At 52.7% G+C, this 23,408-nt stretch carries 19 protein-coding genes; 7 read left to right on the forward strand and 12 right to left on the reverse strand.

Features of this window, described 5'->3' with window-relative positions; genetic code table 11:
* Positions 1-61 precede the first annotated feature (61 nt).
* On the reverse strand, positions 62-2,527 hold the full coding sequence (locus M6D81_RS28845) for an alpha-mannosidase (RefSeq protein WP_262680814.1): 2,466 nt from the start codon (positions 2,525-2,527) through the stop codon (positions 62-64).
* 260 nt (positions 2,528-2,787) lie between these two features.
* Between M6D81_RS28845 and M6D81_RS28850 the strand changes: the two genes are divergently transcribed.
* The 4 genes from M6D81_RS28850 to M6D81_RS28865 are packed head-to-tail and all read left to right on the forward strand — an operon-like array spanning position 2,788 to position 7,875.
* On the forward strand, positions 2,788-4,896 hold the full coding sequence (locus M6D81_RS28850) for a ligand-binding sensor domain-containing protein (protein WP_262680816.1): 2,109 nt from the start codon (positions 2,788-2,790) through the stop codon (positions 4,894-4,896).
* Positions 4,897-4,900: 4 nt separating this feature from the next.
* A complete protein-coding gene (locus M6D81_RS28855) occupies positions 4,901-5,635 on the forward strand; it encodes a histidine phosphatase family protein (RefSeq protein WP_262680817.1) in 735 nt (244 codons plus the stop codon).
* A gap of 55 nt (positions 5,636-5,690) precedes the next feature.
* Complete coding sequence (locus M6D81_RS28860) at positions 5,691-6,578, forward strand: dihydrodipicolinate synthase family protein (protein ID WP_262680818.1); 888 nt, start codon at positions 5,691-5,693, stop codon at positions 6,576-6,578.
* 16 nt (positions 6,579-6,594) lie between these two features.
* A complete protein-coding gene (locus M6D81_RS28865; RefSeq protein WP_262680819.1) occupies positions 6,595-7,875 on the forward strand; it encodes a Gfo/Idh/MocA family protein in 1,281 nt (426 codons plus the stop codon).
* A 160-nt stretch (positions 7,876-8,035) separates the two neighbouring features.
* On the opposite strand, the gene M6D81_RS28870 is transcribed toward M6D81_RS28865, so the two are convergent.
* From M6D81_RS28870 to coxB, 6 genes are all read right to left on the reverse strand, one after another.
* Complete coding sequence (locus M6D81_RS28870; protein WP_262680820.1) at positions 8,036-8,500, reverse strand: DUF420 domain-containing protein; 465 nt, start codon at positions 8,498-8,500, stop codon at positions 8,036-8,038.
* A 49-nt stretch (positions 8,501-8,549) separates the two neighbouring features.
* The gene (gene ctaG, locus M6D81_RS28875; protein WP_262680821.1) at positions 8,550-9,440 is read right to left on the reverse strand and encodes a cytochrome c oxidase assembly factor CtaG; all 891 of its coding nucleotides are present in this window, start codon (positions 9,438-9,440) and stop codon (positions 8,550-8,552) included.
* A 91-nt stretch (positions 9,441-9,531) separates the two neighbouring features.
* Positions 9,532-9,846, reverse strand: a complete 315-nt coding sequence (locus tag M6D81_RS28880; RefSeq protein ID WP_262680823.1) for a cytochrome C oxidase subunit IV family protein — start codon at positions 9,844-9,846, stop codon at positions 9,532-9,534.
* Positions 9,847-9,850: 4 nt separating this feature from the next.
* Positions 9,851-10,468 (reverse strand): cytochrome (ubi)quinol oxidase subunit III, encoded by a 618-nt coding sequence (locus M6D81_RS28885; RefSeq protein ID WP_262680825.1) that lies wholly within the window; start codon positions 10,466-10,468, stop codon positions 9,851-9,853.
* Positions 10,465-12,309, reverse strand: a complete 1,845-nt coding sequence (gene ctaD / locus M6D81_RS28890) for a cytochrome c oxidase subunit I (RefSeq protein WP_262680840.1) — start codon at positions 12,307-12,309, stop codon at positions 10,465-10,467. Before ctaD ends, M6D81_RS28885 begins: the two co-directional genes overlap by 4 nt.
* Before the next feature lie 81 nt (positions 12,310-12,390).
* Positions 12,391-13,446, reverse strand: a complete 1,056-nt coding sequence (coxB, locus tag M6D81_RS28895) for a cytochrome c oxidase subunit II (protein WP_262680827.1) — start codon at positions 13,444-13,446, stop codon at positions 12,391-12,393.
* Between the two features lie 375 nt (positions 13,447-13,821).
* Here coxB and M6D81_RS28900 point away from each other — a divergent pair, with 375 nt between their 5' ends.
* Positions 13,822-14,553: a hypothetical protein gene (locus tag M6D81_RS28900; RefSeq protein WP_262680829.1), complete on the forward strand. Its 732-nt coding sequence runs from the start codon at positions 13,822-13,824 to the stop codon at positions 14,551-14,553.
* A 118-nt stretch (positions 14,554-14,671) separates the two neighbouring features.
* On the opposite strand, the gene M6D81_RS28905 is transcribed toward M6D81_RS28900, so the two are convergent.
* Together M6D81_RS28905 and M6D81_RS28910 are read right to left on the reverse strand one after the other, a co-directional pair.
* Positions 14,672-15,541, reverse strand: a complete 870-nt coding sequence (locus M6D81_RS28905; RefSeq protein ID WP_262680831.1) for a DUF421 domain-containing protein — start codon at positions 15,539-15,541, stop codon at positions 14,672-14,674.
* A 427-nt stretch (positions 15,542-15,968) separates the two neighbouring features.
* Entirely contained in the window at positions 15,969-16,169 is a 201-nt protein-coding gene (locus tag M6D81_RS28910) for a cation transporter (RefSeq protein WP_262680833.1), read from the reverse strand.
* A 238-nt stretch (positions 16,170-16,407) separates the two neighbouring features.
* Between M6D81_RS28910 and M6D81_RS28915 the strand changes: the two genes are divergently transcribed.
* Positions 16,408-17,160, forward strand: coding sequence for a glycerophosphodiester phosphodiesterase (locus M6D81_RS28915; protein WP_262680834.1), 753 nt, complete (start codon positions 16,408-16,410; stop codon positions 17,158-17,160).
* A gap of 1 nt (position 17,161) precedes the next feature.
* Positions 17,162-18,346, forward strand: coding sequence for an SLC45 family MFS transporter (locus M6D81_RS28920; RefSeq protein WP_262680835.1), 1,185 nt, complete (start codon positions 17,162-17,164; stop codon positions 18,344-18,346).
* Here the strand turns inward: M6D81_RS28920 and M6D81_RS28925 are convergent.
* The 3 genes from M6D81_RS28925 to M6D81_RS28935 form a co-directional block, all read right to left on the reverse strand.
* The gene (locus M6D81_RS28925) at positions 18,340-19,209 is read right to left on the reverse strand and encodes a YitT family protein (protein ID WP_262680841.1); all 870 of its coding nucleotides are present in this window, start codon (positions 19,207-19,209) and stop codon (positions 18,340-18,342) included. The two genes, M6D81_RS28920 and M6D81_RS28925, sit on opposite strands and share 7 nt — an antisense overlap.
* 184 nt (positions 19,210-19,393) lie before the next feature.
* Positions 19,394-21,160 carry an ABC transporter ATP-binding protein gene (locus M6D81_RS28930; RefSeq protein ID WP_486187841.1) on the reverse strand — a complete coding sequence of 589 codons (1,767 nt, stop codon included), beginning with the start codon at positions 21,158-21,160 and terminating at the stop codon, positions 19,394-19,396.
* An 11-nt stretch (positions 21,161-21,171) separates the two neighbouring features.
* Positions 21,172-22,914, reverse strand: a complete 1,743-nt coding sequence (locus M6D81_RS28935; protein WP_262680838.1) for an ABC transporter ATP-binding protein — start codon at positions 22,912-22,914, stop codon at positions 21,172-21,174.
* Positions 22,915-23,408: the final 494 nt, after the last annotated feature.

The following is a 23,408-nucleotide window of genomic DNA, read 5'->3' on the forward strand; positions in this document are numbered from 1 at the left end:
CTCTGCAGATGCCTCCCGGCAACTGCAGAGCTTCTCTCGATCTGAAAGCCGAATGCAGGCTTCAATCTCTCGGCTGGACCGCTTCCCACTCCAGCATATTCGTCTCCACCACCGGAAGCTGCTCATCGTACGGAATGCGGAACGTCTTAATTTCGCAGGGACGGAAGTCCGCTTCAATTGTTCTGTTCCACTTCGGCAGCTTGATCACAGCCCTGCACGCTTCCTTAATGGTCTCGCAGCAGCGAAGAATCCAGGCCTCCCCTTCCTCCGCTTTCTTCCATGCGATGACCACGATGTTGCTCCGGTCTACCGCAATATAAGAATTCTCCTGGGGCAGCGAGCCGATATGGTAAGTCTCCGTCACCGTTGCCGGCGGCTGATTCAGCTCCATCGCCCGTCTAACCGTCTCTGAGCTTTCCCATTCTCCTTCATGCGGCAGCAGCGAATAAGCGAACCGTTGAATGCCCTGATCGATGAATGTGTACTCTCCGTCCGGCTCAGGCACTTTCGGCTCGTGATGGGCATAGATCGGACTGCGGAGTACGGTAAATCCGATGACCTCGTTATGCATGCTGAAGCTGTACTTGCTGTCGTTGAGAATGCTGATGCCGTAAGGCTTGTCGATTCGCGGTATGTATCCGGAATAGTTGATCCACGACTGTCCCGGTTCCTCCTCGCCGTTCGCCTCCCGGGATATATGACCGTACGGAATTTCATAAGTTGGCCGGTAGCAGGACAATGCGACGGGGAACATCAGCTTCAGCATGCTGAATCTCTCTCTCCAGTCGACCGTTGCTCTCACATGAATGACATCGAGTTCCCGGTACATCGTAAAATCCTGAACCAGCTTGGAGCTTCCGTATTCGCTTACAACGCGAATCGTCGCGCTCACCGGGCCATGCTCCAGCAATCGGATGCTCTTCGCCTTGAATTGCCCCGCTTCCTTATCGAAGCGGTGGACGAAATGGCTCCACGTATCGGAATCATCCGCAATGACAACCGGCCTTGCCGCCTCTCCCTTGAACAGGTTGACGCTCAGCTTCTTATCCCACAGCCCCGAGATATAGCCGGTCGAAGGATCGAACTCCAGACGATAGCGGCTATTCTCCATGCCGTGATGATGAGCCTTCAGCTCCTTGCCGCCCGTATCTGCCCCCCTGGCAATGACTGCATGCTCACGCTTTCGATAGACGCGGTACACCCGATAGCCCATCGAAGGCAGCTCATCTACAAAGCTGAGCTTGTAACGCTTGTTGATGCCGGACGTGGTAGAACTTGGGGAGGATGCCTGCAGCGGCAATTCCCTTCCGGCAGGATCGACGATGACAGGCTCCTCCAACCCGCCTACTTCCGCCTCCACCAGCATCGGATGCGACCATGCATGCGGGTTGAACACGACGAGCGGCTTCATCTGTTCCTCTTGCGGAATATCTATATTCCAGGAGACGGATTGCATCGCATAGTTCAATGCACGGTCCGCAATCGCCATCGCCTCGCCATATTCGTTCCTGGCATCGTCGTACGCTTCCTCAATGCTTGTACCGGCCAATATATCGTGGAATTGATTGAACAATACATTCTTCCATGCCCGGCCGAAGCTGTCGGGATATGGCTGGCCGGTTGCCCGCTCCGCAAGGGAAGAGAGCTTCTCGGCAAGGATCAGCTTGTTCTCCGCTTGCCGGTTCCATTGCTTTATGCCGGAATGGACCGCATAGCAACCGCTGGCATGATGCTGCAAGTCATCATGCACGACGGGAAGCTCCATTCCGTTCCGCTCAATGGCCTCGAAGTAGGCATTCGGCGAACTGAACACAAGCTCGGGAATATCCGGCTGTCCGTTCAGCTCCAGAATATTTTTTAAATTCTCGATAGTCGGCCCCCCTCCATGATTGCCGACCCCGTAGAACATCATCAGCTCGTTCAGAGGATCATTGAGATGACCCGATATGCGGCGAATTTTCGTCTCCAGAGACTTTCCCCATGTTCCATACTCATACATAAGGCGGAAGGCAGTAACGCGCGATCCGTCATCGGATTCCCACTGGAATAGCGGTCCCGGAAGCGACTTCTCGTGCGGCATCGGGCGCATGAATACATAAGCGTCCATGCCGCTTCCGCGAAGCAGCTGCGGCAGCATCCCATGATGGCCAAAGCTGTCCACGTTATAGCCGACTTTAGCGGTTACGCCGAATTTTTCCTTGAAGTATCGCTGCCCGACAAGCGCTTGCCTGACGAAGGATTCGCCCCCCGGAATGTTGCAGTCCGGCTGAACCCACCAGCCGCCCACAATGACCCAGCGCCCTTCGGCAACCCGTTCTTTGATTTCCTGGAACATAGCCGGATCGTTATGCTCGACCCATTCGAACATCGCTGCTGAACTGCAAGTGAATATAAAATCCTCGAACTCCTTCATGCGGTCAAGTGCGGAGCGGAACGTTGCCTTGACCTCCTGAAAGCCTTCTTGCCATCTCCATAACCAAACCGGGTCAATGTGAGCGTTTCCAATCATATGGAGTTTCTTTTTCATTCATTCTCCCTCCTCGGACTGTTGTTGCTGCGATGATCGTTTTTTCAAGCCATTCACCATTCCATTTTCTCATTCATTAAGCTTATTGGCGAGCCTACCAACCTTCACATCCTCCTTTTTAAGCAAATTATAGGCGCTTGTCTCCCCACTGTCAACGATTCTCTTCCCAAGAAACAGTTGATTTTGCTCCAGTTTGCTTTATAATAAGGTGTGAATAATTTAATGAATAAGTTAACGTTGGAACAAGGGGGACTGCACGAATGAGCTTATGCAAGAGCTCTCTCACACTGGGGAAATACCCCATGAAGGAGCGAAAGTTCTATACGGTCAAGGACGGATTGCCGCACGACGAAGCGTTGAGCATTGCCGTCTCGGAACAAGGCGTCCCGTGGGCATCCACCGCAGGAGGACTGGTCCGATTCGATGGGGAACGCTTCGTGGACGCGTCCCCGCCGGATGCGGATGGCGGGACGGTATTCCATCTGCTGTTCCGCGACAGCATTGACCGGCTATGGGCGGCAAGCGAGTCCGCACTCTACTGTCTCTGCGAGGGCAGTTGGGCAATCAGCTCTATACCCGGCAGTGTACTTGCCTTGGACGAGGACAACCAGGGCACATTGTGGGCGAGCACCTCGGAGGCGCTGTATGCCTTGAGAGGGGCGGAATGGACTCGCATTGCCCGCATGTCCAACGCCGCCACATCGTTAGCCGCTTTCGGCGACGGCCATGTATTCGCAGGAACGGCGGACGGACTGCTGGCACTGGACGGCAAGCGCCCCCATTGGTTCCATATATCCTCTGCCGCCAGCGGACTTGTAAGCGATAACATTCGTGCAATGACCGTCGACGCATGGGGGCACATCTGGGCGGCGACAGATAAGGGCGTCGCCGTCTACGATCATCGTCAGCATTGGTTCGTGCTCGACGACAGACACGGCCTGCCCTGTTGCGACTGCACGGATATCCGTCTGGGGAATGACGGCAGCGTGTATATTGGCACCTCAGGCGGACTTGTGCATCTTCTGGAAGGACGTATGAAATTCTACGGCTACAAGAGGTGGCTTCCCGATCAGAAGGTGCGCAGTATCGCGCTCTCCCCCGTCGACGGGACAGTCTGGGTCGCCACACCTGCGGGTATTAGCCGGATATCGACCAGAAGCATGACTTTGGAGGAGAAGGCCGTTCACTTCAATGAACAGGTGGAGCATTACCATACGCGCAGGGGTTATGTGACGATTCGCTTGCTGTCAGAGGAAGGCAATCTCGGAAGCGGAGAGGTCGAAATATCCGACAACGACGGTCTCTGGACCGCCAATTACGCAGCGGCGCAGTCATTCCGTTACGCCGTTACCGGAGAGGAGGAAGCGAAGCGGCTGGCCTGGCGTTCCATTGAAGCTATGCTTAAGCTCACCGGCATTACCGATATTCCGGGCTTCACGGCCAGAGCTATCCGTCACCGCACGGAGAGCCAGTTCGGCAACGGTCGCGCAGAGTGGCATCTAACGGAAGACGGGGAGTGGGAATGGAAGGGAGAGACGTCAAGCGATGAGATGGTCGGCCACTTCTATGCCTACTCGCTCTATTACGACCTTGCGGCTGACGAAGCTCAGAAGGAAGAGATCCGTCGGGCGGTCAAGGGCATTGCCGACCATATACTGGGCAACGGTTATCAGTTGATCGATAAGGATGGCGAAAGAACGACATGGGCTGTATGGGGGCCGGATCAATTAAACCGGGAAGACAAGTGGCGGGAACAGCGCGGTGTGAACTCGCTCGAACTGTTGTCCCATCTGAAAGCCGCTGCCTATATGACTGGCGAGGCTGCCTACGAAGAGGCATACTGCGAGCTGATTAAAGAGCATCATTACGCTATGAATACGATGCGTCAGAAAATAGAGCAGCGCTTGTCGCACATCGACGACAACCTTGCATTCCTCAGCTATGTTCCTCTCCTGCGCTACGAGCGGGACCCTCAGCTTCGCAGCATGTATCTTATGGGGCTGGAGCATCACTGGCAGCATGAGCGGGCCGAGCGAACGCCGCTATGGAACATTATTTACGGAGCGCTTACGGGAAGAGCCTGCGAGCTTGAAGCGGCCGTTCAGAGCATGGCCGAGCTCCCGCTGGATCTCATTCACTGGCCGGTCGTCAACAGCCACCGCTGCGACTTGAAGTGGGATGAGGAGTTGGAACGGAGCGGTTACAAGCAGCTTAAGGAGCCGCTCCCGTATGACGAGAAGCCGTTGTCCAAATACGATTCCAATCCGTACCTGGCGGACCGCGGCAACGGCATGAGAGCCGAAGACGGCACCTTGTTCCTGCATCCCTACTGGATGGCCAGATATTTCGGTCTCATTAAGGAGGAATAGCGATATGAGCTTCATGATGTATGTCGTCAGGCATGGACAGCCTGCCAAGGAAGAAGACGGGTACACGGTCAAGCAGGACCCGCAGCTAAGCGATCTGGGATTGGAGCAAGCCGATTGCGTCGCCGAACAATTCGAGAGATGGGGCGGACTTGACGCAATCTACTCCAGTTCCCTGCTGCGAGCGATGCAGACGGCACAGCCGATCTATCACAGGCTGCAAGTGCCATGGCATGTCTGGCCTTCGCTCTGCGAGACCGGAAGACGGGAATGGCCGCTTATGCGGAAGCTTCAAGGCGAAGGCGGCTATGAGACGCATCTGGCAGCGGAGACGATGAAGAGGCATGGACTGAATGAGCATTACCCTTCCCTCACCCGGCTCCAGCTGCAGTATCCCGGCATTCGTATCGAGCAGCCTTATCCATGGCCTGAAGCCTGGTACCCCGAGCTTGCCGCAGAGACCAGAGAACGCTGTTACGACCGGGCGGAACGAAGCATTGCCGCTATATGCGAGAGCCATATGGGAACGGAAGCCCGTGTAGCTGTCGTATGCCACGGCGCTTTCGGCTCGGTACTGATGAACGCTTTGCTGAGCGGAACGCCCTGCGACCATATCCGATTCCATCAAGCGCATGCCGCAATATCCCTTGTGGAAGTCGCGGATAACGGCACAGCCGCCCTGCACTTCCTTAATCATGTCAATCATATGCCGCTGGACAAAATAACGGAAGGCAGCCGTTAAAGCTGTTAAGCGGAAAATCAACCTGCTGCATAGCAGAAATGAATGAGGTGGGTATATGCAAGCCGACTCTTTTAAAGGAATCTATGCTTTGCTGTTAACTCCGTTCCAGGAAGACGGATTGATAGATTGGCCGGGCTATGAACGCTATGTCGATTGGCAGCTGTCGCACCGGCCGCATCACTTATTCGCAGTCTGCGGCAGCTCGGAGATGCGCATGCTGGACTTGCAAGAGAGACTGAAGCTTGCGGAGAGAGCCATCGCACGGGCAGGAGACACTCCGGTAGTCGCAACCGCCAATGTCGAATCCAGCCTCGATGCGCAGAAGGAGGAACTTCGTCGCATGGAGCAAACCGGCGTCTCCGCGCTTGTATTGACGACGCAAGGACTCGGTGACGAGGACGAGCGATTAATAGAATATGTGGAGACAATGGCTGCTTTAACCTCCCTCCCCATCATCCTGTACGAGCTTCCGGGAGCCGGCCCCCGCTGTATTCGCCCGTCCGTATATAAGCACTTCGTGGACGCAGGCACGATCGTCGGCGTTAAGGACACGACTTGCACGATAGAAGGCATAACCGGGAAAATAAAGGAAGCTCCATCCAGTCAAGTGCTTCAGGCGAACATCCCCTTTGTTCTGGATGCTCTGCGTGCCGGTGCCGGCGGCGTCATGTCCACGCTCAGCACGGCTTGCACGCCCTTGCTGTTGAAGCTATGGGAGGAAGTAATTCGGAACGATGGTGCCGCGGACGATACCCACGGCTTGCTTGTCGGATTGAACAGTGTGCTGGGCTCCTGCTTCCCATCCACCGCTAAATATTGGGTTTCGTTAACCGGCATCCCTATCCGCCCCTTGACCAGACAAGGGAATACGCTGGAGCCCGCGCATGCCAGAGCCGTGAGAGCTTGGTACGACTGGGCGGTCCGGCAAGGAATCATATTATAACGAGGAGGAATTTGCTATGAAGAAGTATGCCATTATTGGAACGGGCGGCAGAGCGAGAAACTTCTATGAATCTCTGGTCAATGACTTTAAAGGACGTGCGGAGCTGGTAGCCTTCTGCGACATTAATCAGACACGCATGGACTTCTCCAACCACATTCTGCGTGAGCAGCATGACCATCCCGGCGTCCCGACTTACCGCAGCCATCAATTCGACGATATGATCAAGGAACAGCGGCCGGATGTCGTCATCGTAACCACGATTGACCGCACGCATCACCGCTATATCATTCGAGCTATGGAGATGGGCTGTGATGTCATTACCGAGAAGCCGATGACGGTAGATGCCGAGAAGTGCCAGGCGATTGTCGATGCCGTACACCGGACAGGCCGCCAGGTGAAGGTGGCGTTCAATTACAGATACGCACCGCACAATACCAAAATCCGCGAGATCATCATGGACGGGGTTATCGGCGAAGTGTACTCGATTCATTTCCAATGGATGCTGAACACGAAGCATGGCGGCGATTACTTCCGCAGATGGCACCGCGACAAGCGCAACAGCGGCGGCCTGCTTGTCCATAAAGCGACGCATCACTTCGATCTGGTCAACTTCTGGCTAGGCTCTGAACCGAAGACGGTTATGGCGATGGGCGATCTGCGGTTCTACGGTCGCGAGAACGCGGAGGAAAGGGGCGTAACGGCGTTCTATCAACGGTCACATGGCAGCGAAGCGGCGATGAGCGATCCTTTCGGCCTGGACATGGCCTCTAACCCGACGCTAAAGGCGATGTATCTGGATGCCGAGCATGAGGACGGCTACCAGCGCGATCAGAGCGTATTCGGCGATGGCATTAGCATCGAGGATACGATGGCCTTGCTGGTGCGTTACAAGAATAAGGCCATCCTGAACTATTCCTTGAATGCTTATGCGCCATGGGAAGGCTTCATGATCTCCTTCAACGGAAGCAAGGGCAGATTAGAGGTGAAGCTGAATGAGCAGACGTATGTCAATGCCGGAGGAAGCAAGGAACTGGAAGGCGCTGTCGAGACGAAGGAGCTGATGGTGTTCCCTATGTTCGGCCGTCCGTATGAAGTGGAAGTAGAGAATTTGAAGGGAGGCCACGGCGGCGGCGACCCGCTTCTGATGGAAGATCTGATCGGCGAGCCAAGAGAAGACCGGTTCAAACGAGCCGCTTCCCATGTGGACGGCGCTAAATCCATTCTTATCGGCATAGCAGGGAATATCTCCATGCAGACCGGCCTGCCCGTAGAGCTGGATCGGCTGGTCAAGCTTTAAGCGGCTCCATTCAAACTCACGACGCGGCTTAACGATGCAATGGCGGTTCGTGCAGTCATGTACGCCCGCACCGCCATTGCACAAGGAAAAAAGAGCCTTCCTCAACGGAAAGGCTCTTCAATATTCTTTATTCCATGCTTTCAATGACGTGCCCAACAGATTACCAACCGAACAAAGCATCGATGAACGGCTTCGTATGGCCGCCGGGATACATGACATAGAGCAGCGTATAGACGGCCACTCCTGTAATCGCCGTAATGAACCATATGACGGAAGTGATCCGGCCCAGCTTGCGATGCTTGGCGAACTTCTTCTTATAGCCCAGCGTCAGCGTCGTAATGCCGAATACGGCTGCAACGGTAGCCAGCGTAATATGAAAGAATAGAAAGACCAAGTAATACGGCTTCAAGCTATCAGGTCCGCCCCATGTCGTATTGCCGACAAATATAGTGCGAGATGCGTAAATAATAAAGAAGATAACTGCCGCAACCGCCGCATAGAACATCACCTTCTGATGCTGCTCCAGCTTGCGCTGGACGGCCAACCGCCAGCCAATGGCGACCAGAATCGCACTAAGCACAATGAAAAATGTGCTTATCGTCGGCATAAGCGTAAATTCGTCCACTTCCTCCACTCCCCAATCCTAAGTTAACGATATCACTTCCCGAATCTTGCTACACCGCACCCGGGTTAGGAAGATCATCTTCCTTATGCTCCCGCTTGAACCATTGCTTGAAGATGTAAGCCAATATAATGCCGAACATCACTTCCTGCACCAGCTTCATGACGATGCCGCCCATCTGCTGATCCTCCAGGACGCCGAACGGATTGAAGAAGTCCGGTCCGCCATATTGCTCCAGCAAGAAGCTGGTGTCGCCGGGAATGCAATAGCCCATAGCATCCGCCCACACGGCAGGGTCGTTATACGTCGCATACAGCGGATCGGGCGTGAAAATAATAAGCGCACAAGCCGGAGTTAGCAATACGCCGCTCGCAAATACATAAGCCATCCGCTTCACATCGGTCAGTCTTGCCCATTCCCTGACCGGGGGAGCAATCTGCCACCACATCATAAATGCGGTAATGAATAGCAGAATATAATAGAGTCGATGCACGAGGAAATTCGTCATGACATAATCATGCACGAGCGGCACATGATAGAGCGAGAATAACATATTGAACAGAACAAGCGTCACGACAGGATGCATGAGAAAGCGAAGCTTGCCCCAGAAGCTGGCTGAGAACATTTTCTTCCAGATGAATTCCGGTACAGCCAGCAATACCATAGGCGGAACAATCAAGTAGGAGATCGACATATTCACCATATGGAAGGTGAACATGAGATGCCCCAATATATTGACGGGACCGCCGTGCGCAATATAGACAAGCAGAGCGGCGCTGATGAACGACAGCTTCTGCAAGGCGCTGGCCCCTCTCTCGCCCGGGTAGTGCTTCTCTCTCCACGGACCGACCAGATACAAATACAAGATGACCAGTCCGATCATTGCAAATAGGAACATGGGCGTCCACACTGCTCGAAAACTAAATAATTCTAAGCCAAACATGCCAGGTGGCTCCTTTCTCATCCATCCAGTAGTACAAAAGAAGAGGGACCCGCTACAAGGGACCCTCCTCTGTTCAGTTCATGCTAACGTATTACCACCAAACCCAGTACTCGGCCATAATGACACATGTAAAGACGATGACGACGCCGGACATAATGCCTATAATCGCGAATGCGTGTCCGCGGTCCTTCATATGCATCCAGAACGCCAGCTGCACGAACACCTGCAGAATGGCCGTGGCGACCAGGATAATGTAGATAAAGTCTTTGTTAATGCCCCCGCCCATAACGGTTGCGAAAGCGACAAGCGTTAAAAGAATGGAGAAGATAAAAGCGATAATATGCTTTTTGGGACCTTCTACCTTGTGACGTTTCGTCTGTTCAGGTGCAGAATGATTGCTTGCCATCCTGTTAGCCCACCTTTCCCATCAAGTAAACGACTGTGAAAATGAATACCCATACGACGTCGATAAAGTGCCAGTACAACCCGGCAACATATGCCTTAGGCGCAGTGACAACGGTAAGGCCCTTCTTCTTCAGCTGAATAATAATGGATGTTATCCATAAAATGCCGAACAATACGTGGGCGCCGTGGAAGCCTACAAGCGTATAGAAGGATGAGCTGAACGCACTTGTCGTAAAACCGTGTCCTTCATGCACATAATGATAAAACTCGTAAATTTCCAATACCAGAAAGCCAAGACCAAGCACTACGGTAACGATCAACCAGTTAATTAAGGCTTTGACATTGTGCTGATGCAGCGCCTGCGTCGCGAATACACTCGTCAAGCTGGACGTCAACAGGATGCCCGTTGCCAGAGCAACAAGGCCAAGATCGAACAGATGCTGCGGCGAAGGCCCGTCAAGCACTTGATGACGCAGCGCAAGAAACGCGGCGAACAGCGTTCCGAACAAGACGGTCTCGCCGCCCAGGAACAGCCAGAAGCCCAATACTTTATTGCGTCCCTCGAGGGTCGCCTTTTCCGGCTCATGAGGCAGCGCGCCTTCTACGTGTGAATGTGCACTCATGCTTTGCCCCCCATATCTTTAAGGATTTCTTCTTCTTCAATGTGGAAGCCATGATCGTCGATAACGGACCGCAGCAGCATACAGAACAACGTGATAGCCAATCCTGCTCCACCTACAATCAAGCCAATCTTGATGCCGCCAACGTAACCCCAATCCTTGGCATACATGAAGCCAAAGCCTGCAATGAACAAGCCGACGCTCATAATAAACGGAAGGATGGAAGGACTCGGCATATGAATCGGACCGATCGGCTCGGCAGGCGTCATGCTGCTATGCCCATCTTCCTTCTCTTTCCAGTAAGCGTCATAACCGCGTACAAGCGGCGTTTGCGCGAAGTTGTACTCCGGTGGAGGAGAAGGAATCGTCCACTCCAGCGTACGACCGTCTTCCCACGGATCGTTAGGCGCATTCTTCGGCTTGAAGGATGTGATAAGTACGTTGAGCAGGAATACGATCGTGCCGACACCCATCAGAAGAGCGCCAATCGTACTGATCAGGTTCATCTCATTAAAGCCCATGCCGTCGAGATATTGCCATATACGGCGCGGCATCCCCATCAGCCCGAGGAAATGCTGCACGAAGAAGGTCAGATGGAATCCGATAAAGAATGTCCAGAATGTCAGCTTGCCCAGACCTTCATTAAGCATGCGACCGAACATCTTCGGCCACCAGAAGTGCAGCCCTGCGAACAGGCCAAGCACCAATCCACCTACGATGACATAGTGGAAGTGGGCAACGACGAAGTACGTATCGTGATATTGGAAGTCCGCAGGAGCTGCGGCCAACATGACGCCCGTTACGCCGCCCATAACGAAAGTCGGGATAAAGCCCACCGCGAACATGTTCGCCGTAGTAAACTTAATGGAACCGCCCCACATCGTAAACAGCCAGTTGAAAATCTTGATGCCCGTCGGAACCGCAATCAGCATCGTCGCAATGGAGAACAGCGCATTCGCCACGGGTCCAAGGCCTGTCGTAAACATGTGGTGAGCCCACACCATGAAGCCCAGGAAGCCGATCAGTATCGTTGCGAATACCATGGAGCTGTATCCGAACAAGCGCTTGCGCGAGAACGTGCTGACCACTTCAGAAATAATGCCGAATGCCGGCAGGATAAGAATATAAACCTCAGGATGCCCGAAAATCCAGAAGATATGCTCCCACAGAACGGCGTTGCCGCCTGCGGACGGATCGAAGAAATTGGCATCGAATATCCGGTCGAACATCAATGCCGCCAGACCTACCGTCAAGGCAGGGAAAGCGAACAAGATAAGAGCGGATGTAATGAACGCCGTCCAGGTAAACAGCGGCATGCGCATGAATGTCATGCCCGGAGCGCGCATGTTAATGATCGTAACCAGGAAGTTGATGCCGCCCACAAGTGTACCGATACCGGCTATCTGCAGACCTAGCACGTAATAGTCCATACCGTGATGGCCGCTGTACGTCGTGCCGGCCAGCGGGGCATATGCCGTCCAGCCCGCATCAGGCACATGGCCTGTCAGCCAGCTGATGTTCAGCAGCAAGCCGCCGAACAGGAACGTCCAGAAGCCAAGCGCGTTGACGAATGGGAATGCGACGTCGCGCGCGCCAATCTGAAGCGGTACAACCGCATTCATCAAGGCGAACAGCAGCGGCATCGCCGCAAGGAAGATCATTGTCGTGCCGTGCATCGTAATAAGCTCGTTGAATGTATTCGCGCTAACGAAGTCGTTTTGCGGCATCCAGAGCTGAATCCGGATCAGAATCGCTTCCAGACCGCCGATCAGGAAGAAGAATCCTCCCGCAATCAAATACAATATACCAATTTTCTTATGGTCAACCGTTGTCAGCCAGTCCATCAGGCCTGTATAACGTTTGACCGCATGCGCATTTGCATGAGCCAAGGTAGGTACCTCCTTCAATCACTGATGATGTTAGTTTTATTCATAATCAAGCGTCATCTGGGAGAGATATTCCGCAATCCCTTCAAGCTCTTTATCCGTCAAATCATAGGCATTGGCCATCTTGTTGCCTGGCTTGTGCTTTTCCGGATTTTTGATCCATTTGTAGAGATTGTTGTATAGAGTATCCTCGTGCTTGTACTTCTGTTCACCAGCTTCAACATTGATTAGAATGCCACCTACACTTTCGCGGCTCGCAATACCGGTCAAGTTCGGATACAAGTCCATTCCGGAATCGCCGATTGCATGGCAAGTCAGACACTTGCTCTGGAAAGCCTCAGCGACGGCAGGGTCGCTTGGAAGCGCTACAGGTTCTTGAATGGCTGCAGTCCAGCGATCGAATGATGACGGATTCACCGCTTTAACCTTGAAGTCCATCAATCCGTGCGAAGGTCCGCACAGCTCGGCGCACTTCCCTTGGTAAACGCCTTCCTTAGGAGCAGAGAAGTACATATGGTTTGTGTTGCTGCCTGGATTTGTGTCAATCTTGCCCGCAAGCGCAGGAATCCAGAAGGAATGCAGCACGTCTGCCGTTTTCGTCTCAACCGCGATCGTCTTGCCTGTCGGAATGACCAGCTCCTGAGCCGTCTTGATGCCTAGCTCCGGATATTCGAACTCCCACCAGTATTGGTGCGACGTTACGATAACCTTGACCGCATCGGGATCATTGCTGTAATCCTTGGACAGATTGAATACGGATTGAACTGTAGGAACAGCGAGAATAACAAGCAGGATGATTGGAATGACGGTCCAAATAATCTCCAGTTTGTGGTTTCCTTCAACCTGTTCCGGAATGGTCTTATCGCCTTTGCGTCTCCGATAACGGATAATTATGTACAAAGACAGTGCAAAAACGACGACAACCACGAACGACATGATGGTAATGGAAAGCTTCATCAAGCCGAGCTGCTCTTCCGCTACCGGCCCCTGAGGGTTCAATGCCGACAGGTCTTCCCTTCCGCACGCCGATAGTACGAGCACCATAATGGCCATTAGCGGCGCAAGCCGTTTTACAAATTGCCACCGTTTCATCATTCATCAACCCCACTTTTGACGTTTTCGCAGCTGCCTGTATCCGTGGCAAAGCGGCTCGCTGCGTGTTTCACAGATGTTGTTTCAACCCCTGCAACTTAAATCACTTTATTAAATATAAAGTTGAACCCCTTTTTTGTCAATGTTCCACAGAGAGTTCACAAATTGTTCTCAAAGCTGTCAAAAAGGCGATTTTATGCGCTTTTCAAGCCTTGTCGCCGCCTTCCATTCTCACCTTCTTCCGCCTGTCCGGAACACCCTGCACTACCCTACATTGTGCACCAAAACCATGGGCAATTATGTATGCTTGGCACAGTGTATATTTCACCTCGCTGAACAGAAACTATCCTTATCCATTCCTAATGGGGGTTGATGCATATGTTAAGACGCTGGATGACGACGTGGCTGGCTGCCGTCTTCTTGCTCACCGTTGCCGCGGGATGCAATTACGAGCAGCTGGCTCAGCAGAGCGACACCGATTACGGAAGCAGGCAGCCGGGCGATCCCAAAATGATGGGAGCGAAAGCTTATGGTCCAATGACCGGCAATCCGAACCAGCATCACAATGCCTTCTTCGAGTACAGCTCCATGCTGTCGCGCAAGGTGAATACCTTGAACGGCATCGCAGGCTCGATCGTCATGCTGACGGAAAAGAATGCCTACGTGGCTATCGTTCTGGATTGGACCTCCGTCGGCACGATGAACAAGCGCGGCACGGAAGAACAAAACAACACGGGCACGACGGAGGGCGTATACAATGCGGATAACGGAAGTCCATTCGGCAACCCGCGACGAGTCGTATCGCCATACAATTCGTATTTCACTGTCGAAGATCATAGCGATCTGTCCGAGGAGCTGAAGCAGACGGTAGCTTCACGCGTCAGAGAATTTACTCCTTACGTGCAGGAAGTGCATATTTCCGCCAACATGGAGCTTGTCAATTATTTTAATGAATTCGCCAAGGAAGCCTGGGCCGGTCGCTCGCTGCTGCCCTGGATCGAGCAATTCAATACCGTAGTGCAATATCATTTCGGCGGCGGCGCCGTCCGGCCGGAAGCGATCTCCCAGCCTGCCGAGCCTAATTCGCGAAGGCCCGAACATTTGAAATAATGGTAATTTCACACCGGCTGCCCCATTGTATTTCTTCTATATATAAGGAAGATTTTTCGCAGAGCTTGAGGAAAGGTGCCTCGTTGCCGGTTGCAGGGGCACCTTTCTTCTGCTTGAATTATTTGTTGCCGGAATTCGGGTTGAGCTTGGCAATACCGGATTGCAATGTATCAATCGCATGCTGGTACAACCGTCTATCATTCTCATTCCTTGAGAATCTCTCCAGCCTTCGCAATTCCGATTCCAGCTGACGGGTCAAGCTCTGGATGCGATCGGCTGGCTTCGAGCCGTTCTCGCTTGGCAGTATCCGTCCGTCATGCAGGTGGAATAGTATACTGTCGTCGGCTTCGAGTTGCGCTACGTACACATCCTCGGGCTTCAACTTATAGCGTTTCAACTGCCCTTTCAGCCATTCGTTGTCCTTCCCGCTATTCCGTAAAGCCGCATCCAGCACCTGTCCGTCCATAATCAACGTCTGCGGCTCCCGTTCATCCGACATTTGCCAACCGAGCATATCCGGCGTAAGGGGCTGATACTGCTTCTTCAGCATCACATTGATTTCACCGCTCGACTCCATCACAGCGAACTCCACATCAGCCACCCTGTACACATCTTTACTGCGCAATTGCGCCATCAGCTCATCCATTGTCAATCGTTCTTTCTTCATCATGTCTTTCTGCAGCTGTCCTTCACGTATCAAGACTCTGCCTTTGCCGTCAATCCAATTGCTTGCCTTCTTGCTCTTCAGCGTCCACCATTCAATTCCGACGGCAACCCCAACCCATACGATCAAGGAGACGAGTCCTAAGTACCATAGGTTATCGACATCAAGCGATACATATCCCGCGATGTTACCGATGGAAATGCCCGTAATGTACTCGAATAGAGACAGCTCCGATATTTGACGCTTGCCCAGCAACTTGGTTAATACGAATAGCACAGCGACTGCCATTAATGTACGAAGCACAATTTCAAGCCAGTTCGGCATAGCCATCCCTCCTCCCTCTTATCGTTTCCAATAAACAGAAAGTCATTCGCTATTGCATTTCATATGGAGAAGTGGTATTATGAAAAGTATTGTATATTTAATCCTCAATTATCCCCAGTGAAATTCGAAGGACACCCTCTAGTTTCAATTTCTATGTTTCAACTATTGCATACTAGCTGATTTATTCCCATTCACACTGGCGCGGTCATCGGAGCCGCAAGGACGAAAGAGAGGCAGGGCTTTCGTTGTATTGGAAGTTGTTAGGTCTTAGTCGGGGATGTCACCGCCCTCCCGTTATGTTTCACCCGGCGGTGCGATTAAATATATGGCCTCAGCATGAGGCGTCAATAAGGGCTGCCCATGACAACCGAAGTTGCCGTGGTGCAGCCCTGTCCAATTTATATATCCACTCATGGGAGCCTCTGCTTTATGCGATATCGTAGCCTTGCTCCTCAATCGTCTCCTTGATCTTATCCAGCGACTGCTTGGAGCTGTCGTACTCTACCTTTACTTTCTTGCCTGCAAGATCGACTTCACCGTTCACACCAATGTCCGCCAATGCCTGCTGAATAGAATTGACGCAATGTCCGCAACTCATGCCTTCCACATGCAATACTTCTGTTGTCATATGAATTCCTCCTTTTATATATACCTATATGGGGTATCTTTCTTTGCGTATTCATCATACCATACCCCCAAGGGGTATGTAAAGTTGTATTGCTATAAAGCTATAATGCTGCCCTTCGCCTCAAATATTGTCTACCCATCCCCTTTTTATTATGATACGATCCAGATAACTTTAATATAGCGCATACATAAGACAGTTATAATGTTACTCGACAATACCGATGGAGAGGAAGAATCACATGACTACACCAACACCTATTATATTCGCGCACCGTGGAGCCAGCGGGTATTGCCCGGAAAATACGATGGCGGCGTTCCGCCGAGCATTGGAGCTTGGAGCCACCGGCATCGAAACGGATGTACAACGGACTGCGGACGGACAGCTTGTGCTTATTCATGACGAAAGCTTGAAGCGGACTACGGGCAATGACGAGCTTGTAAAGGATGTCGCTTACGAAGAAATCGTGAAGCTGGATGCGGGCAACTGGTATGGATCAGTTGCAGCGTATGCCGGAGAGTCCATCCCATTGCTGGAAGACCTGCTGGAGTTGACGAAGGACACGGATACGATCATTAATCTGGAACTGAAGAACGGCGTCATTCCTTATGAAGGGATGGAACAGCAGGTCATAGATGCCGTCAGAAAGCATGGCATGAGCGACAGAATCGTCATCTCGAGCTTCAACCATTATTCCTTGGCGTTGTGTAACAGGCTTGCTCCCGACATTCGTACCGGCGTTCTGTATATGGAAGGGTTATATGAACCGTGGAAGTATGCCGCGGCGATCGGAGCGGACGCGCTGCACGCTTACCATTATGCCGTCTTGCCGGAATGGGTGGCGGAAGCGCGCGAGCATGGCGTGCACTATCATCCTTTTACCGTGAATGATGAGGCGGGGATGAAGAGGATGCTCGCTTGCGAAGTATCCGGCATTATTACGGATTATCCGGACAGATTGCTGAATCTGATTGAGGAGAAGGGAGCTCTCTAAGGTGAAAAAAACTTGGCTGCTTGGTCTTGGTTTTTTCAGCATCAGCATTACATGGGCATTATACAATGCCTTCGTCCCGTTGTTTCTTGACAACTTTATAGTCCAGGTCGGCTTCATTGGATTTCTGATGACGATCGACAACTATTTCGCGATGTTCCTGCAGCCGATCATCGGGCGGCGGAGCGACAGGCTCCGAACCCGATTCGGCAAGCGCATGCCTTTCTTGCTTGTGGGCATGCCGCTGGCTGCCTTGTTCGGCGCCCTAATCCCTTGGTATACAGGATTGCTTTCGCTAGTTACCTTTATGATCCTCATGAACTTGTCTATGAGTCTGTACCGCTCTCCCACGGTTGCGCTCATGCCGGACATCACCAAGCTGGAGCACCGTACGAAGGCGAACGGCATCATCAACTTCATGGGCGGAGTCGGCTCTATTCTGGCCTTCGCGGGAGGATCATATCTGTACAAGCAGCATAGCTCCCTCCCATTTCTCGCTTCTTCCGTCATCACGATCATTTGTCTGATCATGCTGCTTTACTTCATTAAAGAACGGCGCGATGCGATTCCTCTTGTAGCGACAGACGATGATGCGGCTAAGGAGTCATCTTACAAGGCGGAATGGACTGTGCCGACCATGCTGCTGCTTGGCGCTATTTTTTTCTGGTTTTTCTCCTATCAAGGAGTTGAAGCCCTATTCACGCTATATGGGACGAAGAAGCTCGGGTTAACGGACGATCAAGCCGCATTCTCGCTCGCATTTTTCTCATTGGCTTTCGTCATCGGTGCGATTCCGAGCGGCCTGCTGGGAAGACGCTTCGGCAAGAAGCGCGTCATTATGGCAGGCGTCATTGGTCTGACGATCATCTTCGCCTCCATTTCCTTTGTCGATTCCCTGCTCGGCTTGCGCATTATGCTGCTTATCGGCGGCGTGTTCTGGGCTTGCATCAACATTAATTCCTATCCGTTCATTGTTGCACTGGGCAAGGACAGCAGCATTGGAACGAGAACAGGCATTTATTATATCGCCTCATCTTTAGCTGCGGTCGTCTCTCCCCCCTTGATGGGAGTCCTGATCGACGTATTCGATTACGGCGTATTGTTCTATGCAGCAACAGCCGGTATGGTGCTTGCCCTGCTCTGCTTGGTGTTCGTGAAGGAACAGCAGCCGCTAGCGCAGCATCAGTGAATGCTCTTCTTGCTGAAGTTGCCGCCCATCACATCGGATACATGTTCCACTGCGATGAAGGCACCCGCATCAATGGATTGGACGATGCCCTTGAGCTTAGCCAGTTCAAGACGCGACACCACGCAATAGATCACTTGCGTCTCGTCGCCGCTGTAGCCGCCGCGCGCCTGCAATAGCGTCGTGCCGCGGCCCAGCCGGTCCATAATCGTCTGCGAGATCTCATCATGCTCCTTGGAGATGATTGTCACGGACTTGGATTCATCGAGGCCCTCCACGACAATGTCAATCACCTTGATAACGATATAGTAGGTGAACATGGAGTACATGGCGGAGGTCCAGTCCGCGAATACGAATCCGGAAATAATGAAGATGACAACGTTGAACAACATGATAACTTGGCCCACGGCCACTCTAAGCTTCTTGGAGATGAGAATCGATACGATCTCGATGCCGTCAAGCGAACCGCCGTAGCGAATGACCAATCCGACACCGGTACCAAGTATCAATCCGCCGAACAGGACGGCAAGCAGCTTGTCTTCCGGGAAAGCCGCCACATGATGCAGCGCCGCTGTCGTTGCCGACATGACGGCGATGCCATACAGCGTCGAGATGGCGAACGTCTTGCCAAGCTGCTTGTAGCCGAGAAGCAGGAAGGGCAGGTTGAGGATGAACAGGTATACGCTGAGCGGCAGAGGCGTCAGATAAGCCAGCATGATGGAGATGCCCGCTACACCCCCGTCAATGATCTCGAATGGCACGAGGAACAGCTCCAGCGCCACGCCCATCAATACCGAGCCAATTGTGATGAAAATAATCCGTTTCAAAACTTCAAGCTTGGACAGCTTTTTGTGCTCTTTCTTCACGTTCGTGTTTGCGTTTGCCTTTACGTTTACGGCCAAATGGGGCCACCTCCGAAATGTCAAAATTCTACTAGGTTATTCTATTATATGAAACCGCTGCCCTGCAAATCGTCCCGCTTCAGAAAAAAAGGATTTCGCACGAAGCTCCATATCAGCCTCGCGCGAAATCCCCCATCCCCCTCTCATCTTATGCCGTCGAAGCAGCCGCTGCTTCTCCTCTTTGCAGCTGATACATTTTGTAATAACGTCCCTTGTGTGCCATAAGCGTCTCATGATTGCCCCTCTCCACAATTTCCCCTTTATGCAAGACCAGAATCTGATCCGCATCCCGAATCGTGGACAGCCGGTGAGCGATCACAAGCGTCGTTCTTCCTTCGCTGACGACTCCCAAGGCACGCTGGATTAATCCTTCCGTCTCGCTGTCGATGCTCGCCGTCGCTTCATCCAATATAAGAATGGCCGGATCGAATGCAAGTGCCCTGGCGAAGGAGATAAGCTGACGCTGTCCCGCCGACAATGTGCTTCCCCGCTCTACGACGGGCTCCTTGTAACCGCCCGGGAGCTTCTCCACGAACGATGAGGCTCCCACCTTATGAAGCGCCTCCTTCACCCCATCCATCGTAATGGACTCATTATGAAGACTGACATTAAAGGCGATGTCTCCCGCGAACAGGAAAGGATCTTGCAGCACGATACCCATCGAGGAGCGCAGCTCCTGCTCAGACATCCCAGATATATCTCTCCCGTCTATGCTGATCGTTCCACTGTCCGGCTTGTAGAAGCCAAGCAGCAGATTCATGATGGAGCTCTTGCCTGAGCCGGTATGACCTACCAGTGCGATTGTCTCTCCTCGTTGAACATCGAACGTGATGCCCTTCAATACGGGTTCCCCCTGCTTATAGGAGAAGGTCACGTTGCGGAAGCTGACATCGCCTCTCGGCCGCTCCCGCTTAGGCTCCTCCTCAACTTCGGTGCCGGGCTCATCCAATATGCCGAATACCTTCTCTGCCGATACATATGCCCGCTGCGCATTCGTGATCTGGTCGAAGAAGCCAATAATAGGTTGGAACAAGCGGCCCAAATAATCGATGAATGCATACAGAACCCCGAACTGGATGACGCCTTGCAGCGCTTCATTGCCGAAGTACCAGAGAACGCCAGCCGTTACCAAAGCGCCGATCATCCCGACAATGTTACGTGAGGACAAGGAGAATACGCGGAACTGCTTAACCTGATTCCTGTACCGGTCCTCGTTCAGCCGTTCGAATTCCTCCTCCGTACGTCGCTCCCGCCGGAATGCCTGAATGACCGGCATGACGTTGATCGTCTCGTTGATCATGGCGTTCATATCGCTCAATCGTGCGCGCATGATGGTAATATAGCGTTTGGAGTACTTCAGATGCACCTTAATGATGAGCGCGAACAACGGCGGAAGCAGCAGGCAGAGCAGCGCCAGCTTCACGTCCAGAATGAACAACGCCACGTAGATGCCGGCAATCTGAACGAAGCTTACGACGAACGTGGCCATGAAGCTCATGAACAGATCGCGGATCGCTTCCGTATCGTTCGCAATACGGGAGACGATTGCCCCGATAGGCGTATTGTCAAAGAAGCGCAGCGGGATGCGCTGAATATGACGCATCAGATCCATTCGCATATTCTTGATAATCTGCAGTGCGGTCGACTGCAGCATGTAAGCTTGCACATAATGCAGTATTCCGCCTATTAGCAGCAATCCCATGTACAAGCCGAGAAGACGAAGAACCGGCGCCAGTGCAGCATCGGGTTCCGTCAAGTAGTTGTCAATGATCGTCTTGACGATGAGCGGTCCGGACAGCTCTGCTCCCACCGCGCAGCACAGTATCGTCAAAGCGGCCAATATTCGGTATTTGTATTGCAGCGCATAGCGGACTAGCCGCCGCACAGTTCCTTTCGTTTCACTATTTTCTCGCACGACGCCGCCCCCTATTCTTCCAGACTGGCTTCCATCTGCTGCCGATCCCATTGCTGCTTGTACCAGCCGTCTTGCTTCATTAGATCTTCGTGTGTTCCCTGCTCCACGATGGCTCCGTCATCCAGCACGATAATTTGGTTCGCATGGCTTACCGCCGACAAGCGGTGGGTCGTTATAAGCGTAGTCTTCCCCTTGCGCTCGCTGCGCATATGTCCCAATATGCGTGTCTCCGTCCGTGCATCTACCGCAGACAAGGAATCGTCAAGCAGCAGTATCTCGGAGTTCATCAGCAGCGCTCTGGCGATAGCCAATCGTTGCTTCTGTCCGCCTGACAGCATAACGCCATTCTCTCCTACTATCGTATCCAGCCCATCCGGCATGGAGGCTATATCCGTCGTGAAGGAAGCCATCTCTATCGCATGCTTAATCTCCTCTTCCGATGCCTCCGGCTTGCCTAGCGCAATATTGTCGCGGATGGACTTCGACAGCAGCATGTGCTCCTGAGGCACATACGCGATCCAGGATCGGAGTGCATCCAGCGACAGCTTCTCAATCGCGACGTCAGAGACATATAACGAGGAAGGCGTTATTGGATATTGGCGCAGCAGCTGCTTCAGCAAGGTGCTCTTGCCGCTGCCGGTCTTCCCTACGACTCCCAATGTCTCGCCGCGTTCCATGCGCAAGCTGACATTCGTCAAGCTGGGAGACTCTGCGCCGGGATAAGTGAAGCTCAGCGCCTGCAGCTCGATAGACGTCGGCAGCTCCACCTTGACCGGTTGTTCCGGTTCCTTCACATCGGGCTGCTGCTGGAATGCGCCGTCCAACCGGTCGGCGGAAGCACTGCCGCGCTGCAGCACGTTGATGAACTCGCCGAAGGAGATCATCGGCCAGATAAGCATGCCGAGATAAATGTTGAAAGTAATGAGCTGTCCCAGCATAATTTCCCCGTCCAGCACCATCGACGATCCGTAACCGATGCTGATCGCGTAACTTACGCCGACTATGACGGATATGAGCGGATGGAACATGGCATTGACCAGCGCCACCCGTTTATTTTTGTTCATAACCTCGCTCGTTACATCATCGAAGGCTCTCAGATCCTCCTTCTCTTGCACATAGGAGCGGATTACCCGGATGCCGGATATGGATTCCAGCGCATGGTCGTTCATGCGGCCGAACGCGGCTTGAGCTGCCATGAATCTGACCCGCATCTGCCTGCCAAGCTTGCCGATTGCGAAGACGAGCAGAGGCAGAGGGATTAATGCCGCGAGCATGAGCTTGTAGCTGACGAACAGGATCATCATCGTTATGACGACGGACGCGCCTACAATCGTATTAACGAGTGTCATGACGCCGTATCCCGCAGTTTGCCCGATTGCCGGTACGTCATTGGTCGCAAGCGCCATTAATTGACCTGTACTGTTACGCTGGAAGAAGGAAGGTTTCATTCTGGTGAGATGGACCAACAGCCGACCGCGCAGCAGCTTCTCGATGAGGACGGAATTGCCGAACAGCGTAGTAATCCATATGTAGATGAGAATATAGGATATGAGCGCCAATCCGATGAGCAGCAGCGCCGTCTCGGACAACGCCTGGAACGTCAGTTCCCCGGTATCGATTCGGTTGATCGTATCCCCGATAAGTCTGGGCGGCAAGGTCGACATCAGGCTGACAGCAGCCATCAGGCTGATCGCTACCGCATAGCTGAGCCACCTTTCCTTGAAAAACCATCGGAGACGTGTTACAAACGACATGGCTTTCCCTACTTTCCGGATAGGATGATTGTTTAATATTACCGCTATTGCCCCTCTCCATCAACTAAATTTTCTTCATCCAGCCGTTGCTGGCCATTGTTGACCGCTCTGCCATGTGCAGCGTAAAAAGCCCCACGATGTGAGGCTTTTGGGGCGGGAGCAAGCCGGTACAATATTGAACGGCGGGACGAAGCGCCTTATGCGCGCATTTTGGTTGGTGCGCCTTTTCGTACGAACTGCACCTGTCACTCCCATCGTTGGCCTTTTTGTATGTTTTTTCATACAAACCGCACCTGGTTCCTCCCATCGTTGGCCATTTTGTATGTTTTTTCGTACAAATCGCACCTGGTCCCTCCCATTGTTGGCCTTTTTGTATGTTTTTTCGTACAAACCGCACCTGTCACTCCCATCGTTGGCCTTTTTGTATGTTTTTTCATACAAACCGCACCTGGTTCCTCCCATCGTTGGCCATTTTGTATGTTTTTTCGTACAAA

Origin of the sequence: Paenibacillus sp. J5C2022, from assembly GCF_025567625.1 — a bacterium.
In the GTDB taxonomy this organism is placed as follows: Bacteria; Bacillota; Bacilli; order Paenibacillales; family Paenibacillaceae; genus Pristimantibacillus.

Coding starts and splice junctions, on each gene's coding strand:
- M6D81_RS28905 (WP_262680831.1), bottom strand. CDS start 15,541: ATGCCGAACTGGCTTGAAATTGTGCTTCGTACATTAATGGCAGTCGCT.
- M6D81_RS28935 (WP_262680838.1), bottom strand. CDS start 22,914: ATGTCGTTTGTAACACGTCTCCGATGGTTTTTCAAGGAAAGGTGGCTC.
- M6D81_RS28865 (WP_262680819.1), top strand. CDS start 6,595: ATGAAGAAGTATGCCATTATTGGAACGGGCGGCAGAGCGAGAAACTTC.
- M6D81_RS28860 (WP_262680818.1), top strand. CDS start 5,691: ATGCAAGCCGACTCTTTTAAAGGAATCTATGCTTTGCTGTTAACTCCG.
- M6D81_RS28850 (WP_262680816.1), top strand. CDS start 2,788: ATGAGCTTATGCAAGAGCTCTCTCACACTGGGGAAATACCCCATGAAG.
- M6D81_RS28900 (WP_262680829.1), top strand. CDS start 13,822: ATGTTAAGACGCTGGATGACGACGTGGCTGGCTGCCGTCTTCTTGCTC.
- M6D81_RS28855 (WP_262680817.1), top strand. CDS start 4,901: ATGAGCTTCATGATGTATGTCGTCAGGCATGGACAGCCTGCCAAGGAA.
- ctaD (WP_262680840.1), bottom strand. CDS start 12,309: ATGGACTGGCTGACAACGGTTGACCATAAGAAAATTGGTATATTGTAT.
- M6D81_RS28885 (WP_262680825.1), bottom strand. CDS start 10,468: ATGAGTGCACATTCACACGTAGAAGGCGCGCTGCCTCATGAGCCGGAA.
- coxB (WP_262680827.1), bottom strand. CDS start 13,446: ATGATGAAACGGTGGCAATTTGTAAAACGGCTTGCGCCGCTAATGGCC.
- M6D81_RS28910 (WP_262680833.1), bottom strand. CDS start 16,169: ATGACAACAGAAGTATTGCATGTGGAAGGCATGAGTTGCGGACATTGC.
- ctaG (WP_262680821.1), bottom strand. CDS start 9,440: ATGTTTGGCTTAGAATTATTTAGTTTTCGAGCAGTGTGGACGCCCATG.
- M6D81_RS28845 (WP_262680814.1), bottom strand. CDS start 2,527: ATGAAAAAGAAACTCCATATGATTGGAAACGCTCACATTGACCCGGTT.
- M6D81_RS28880 (WP_262680823.1), bottom strand. CDS start 9,846: ATGGCAAGCAATCATTCTGCACCTGAACAGACGAAACGTCACAAGGTA.
- M6D81_RS28915 (WP_262680834.1), top strand. CDS start 16,408: ATGACTACACCAACACCTATTATATTCGCGCACCGTGGAGCCAGCGGG.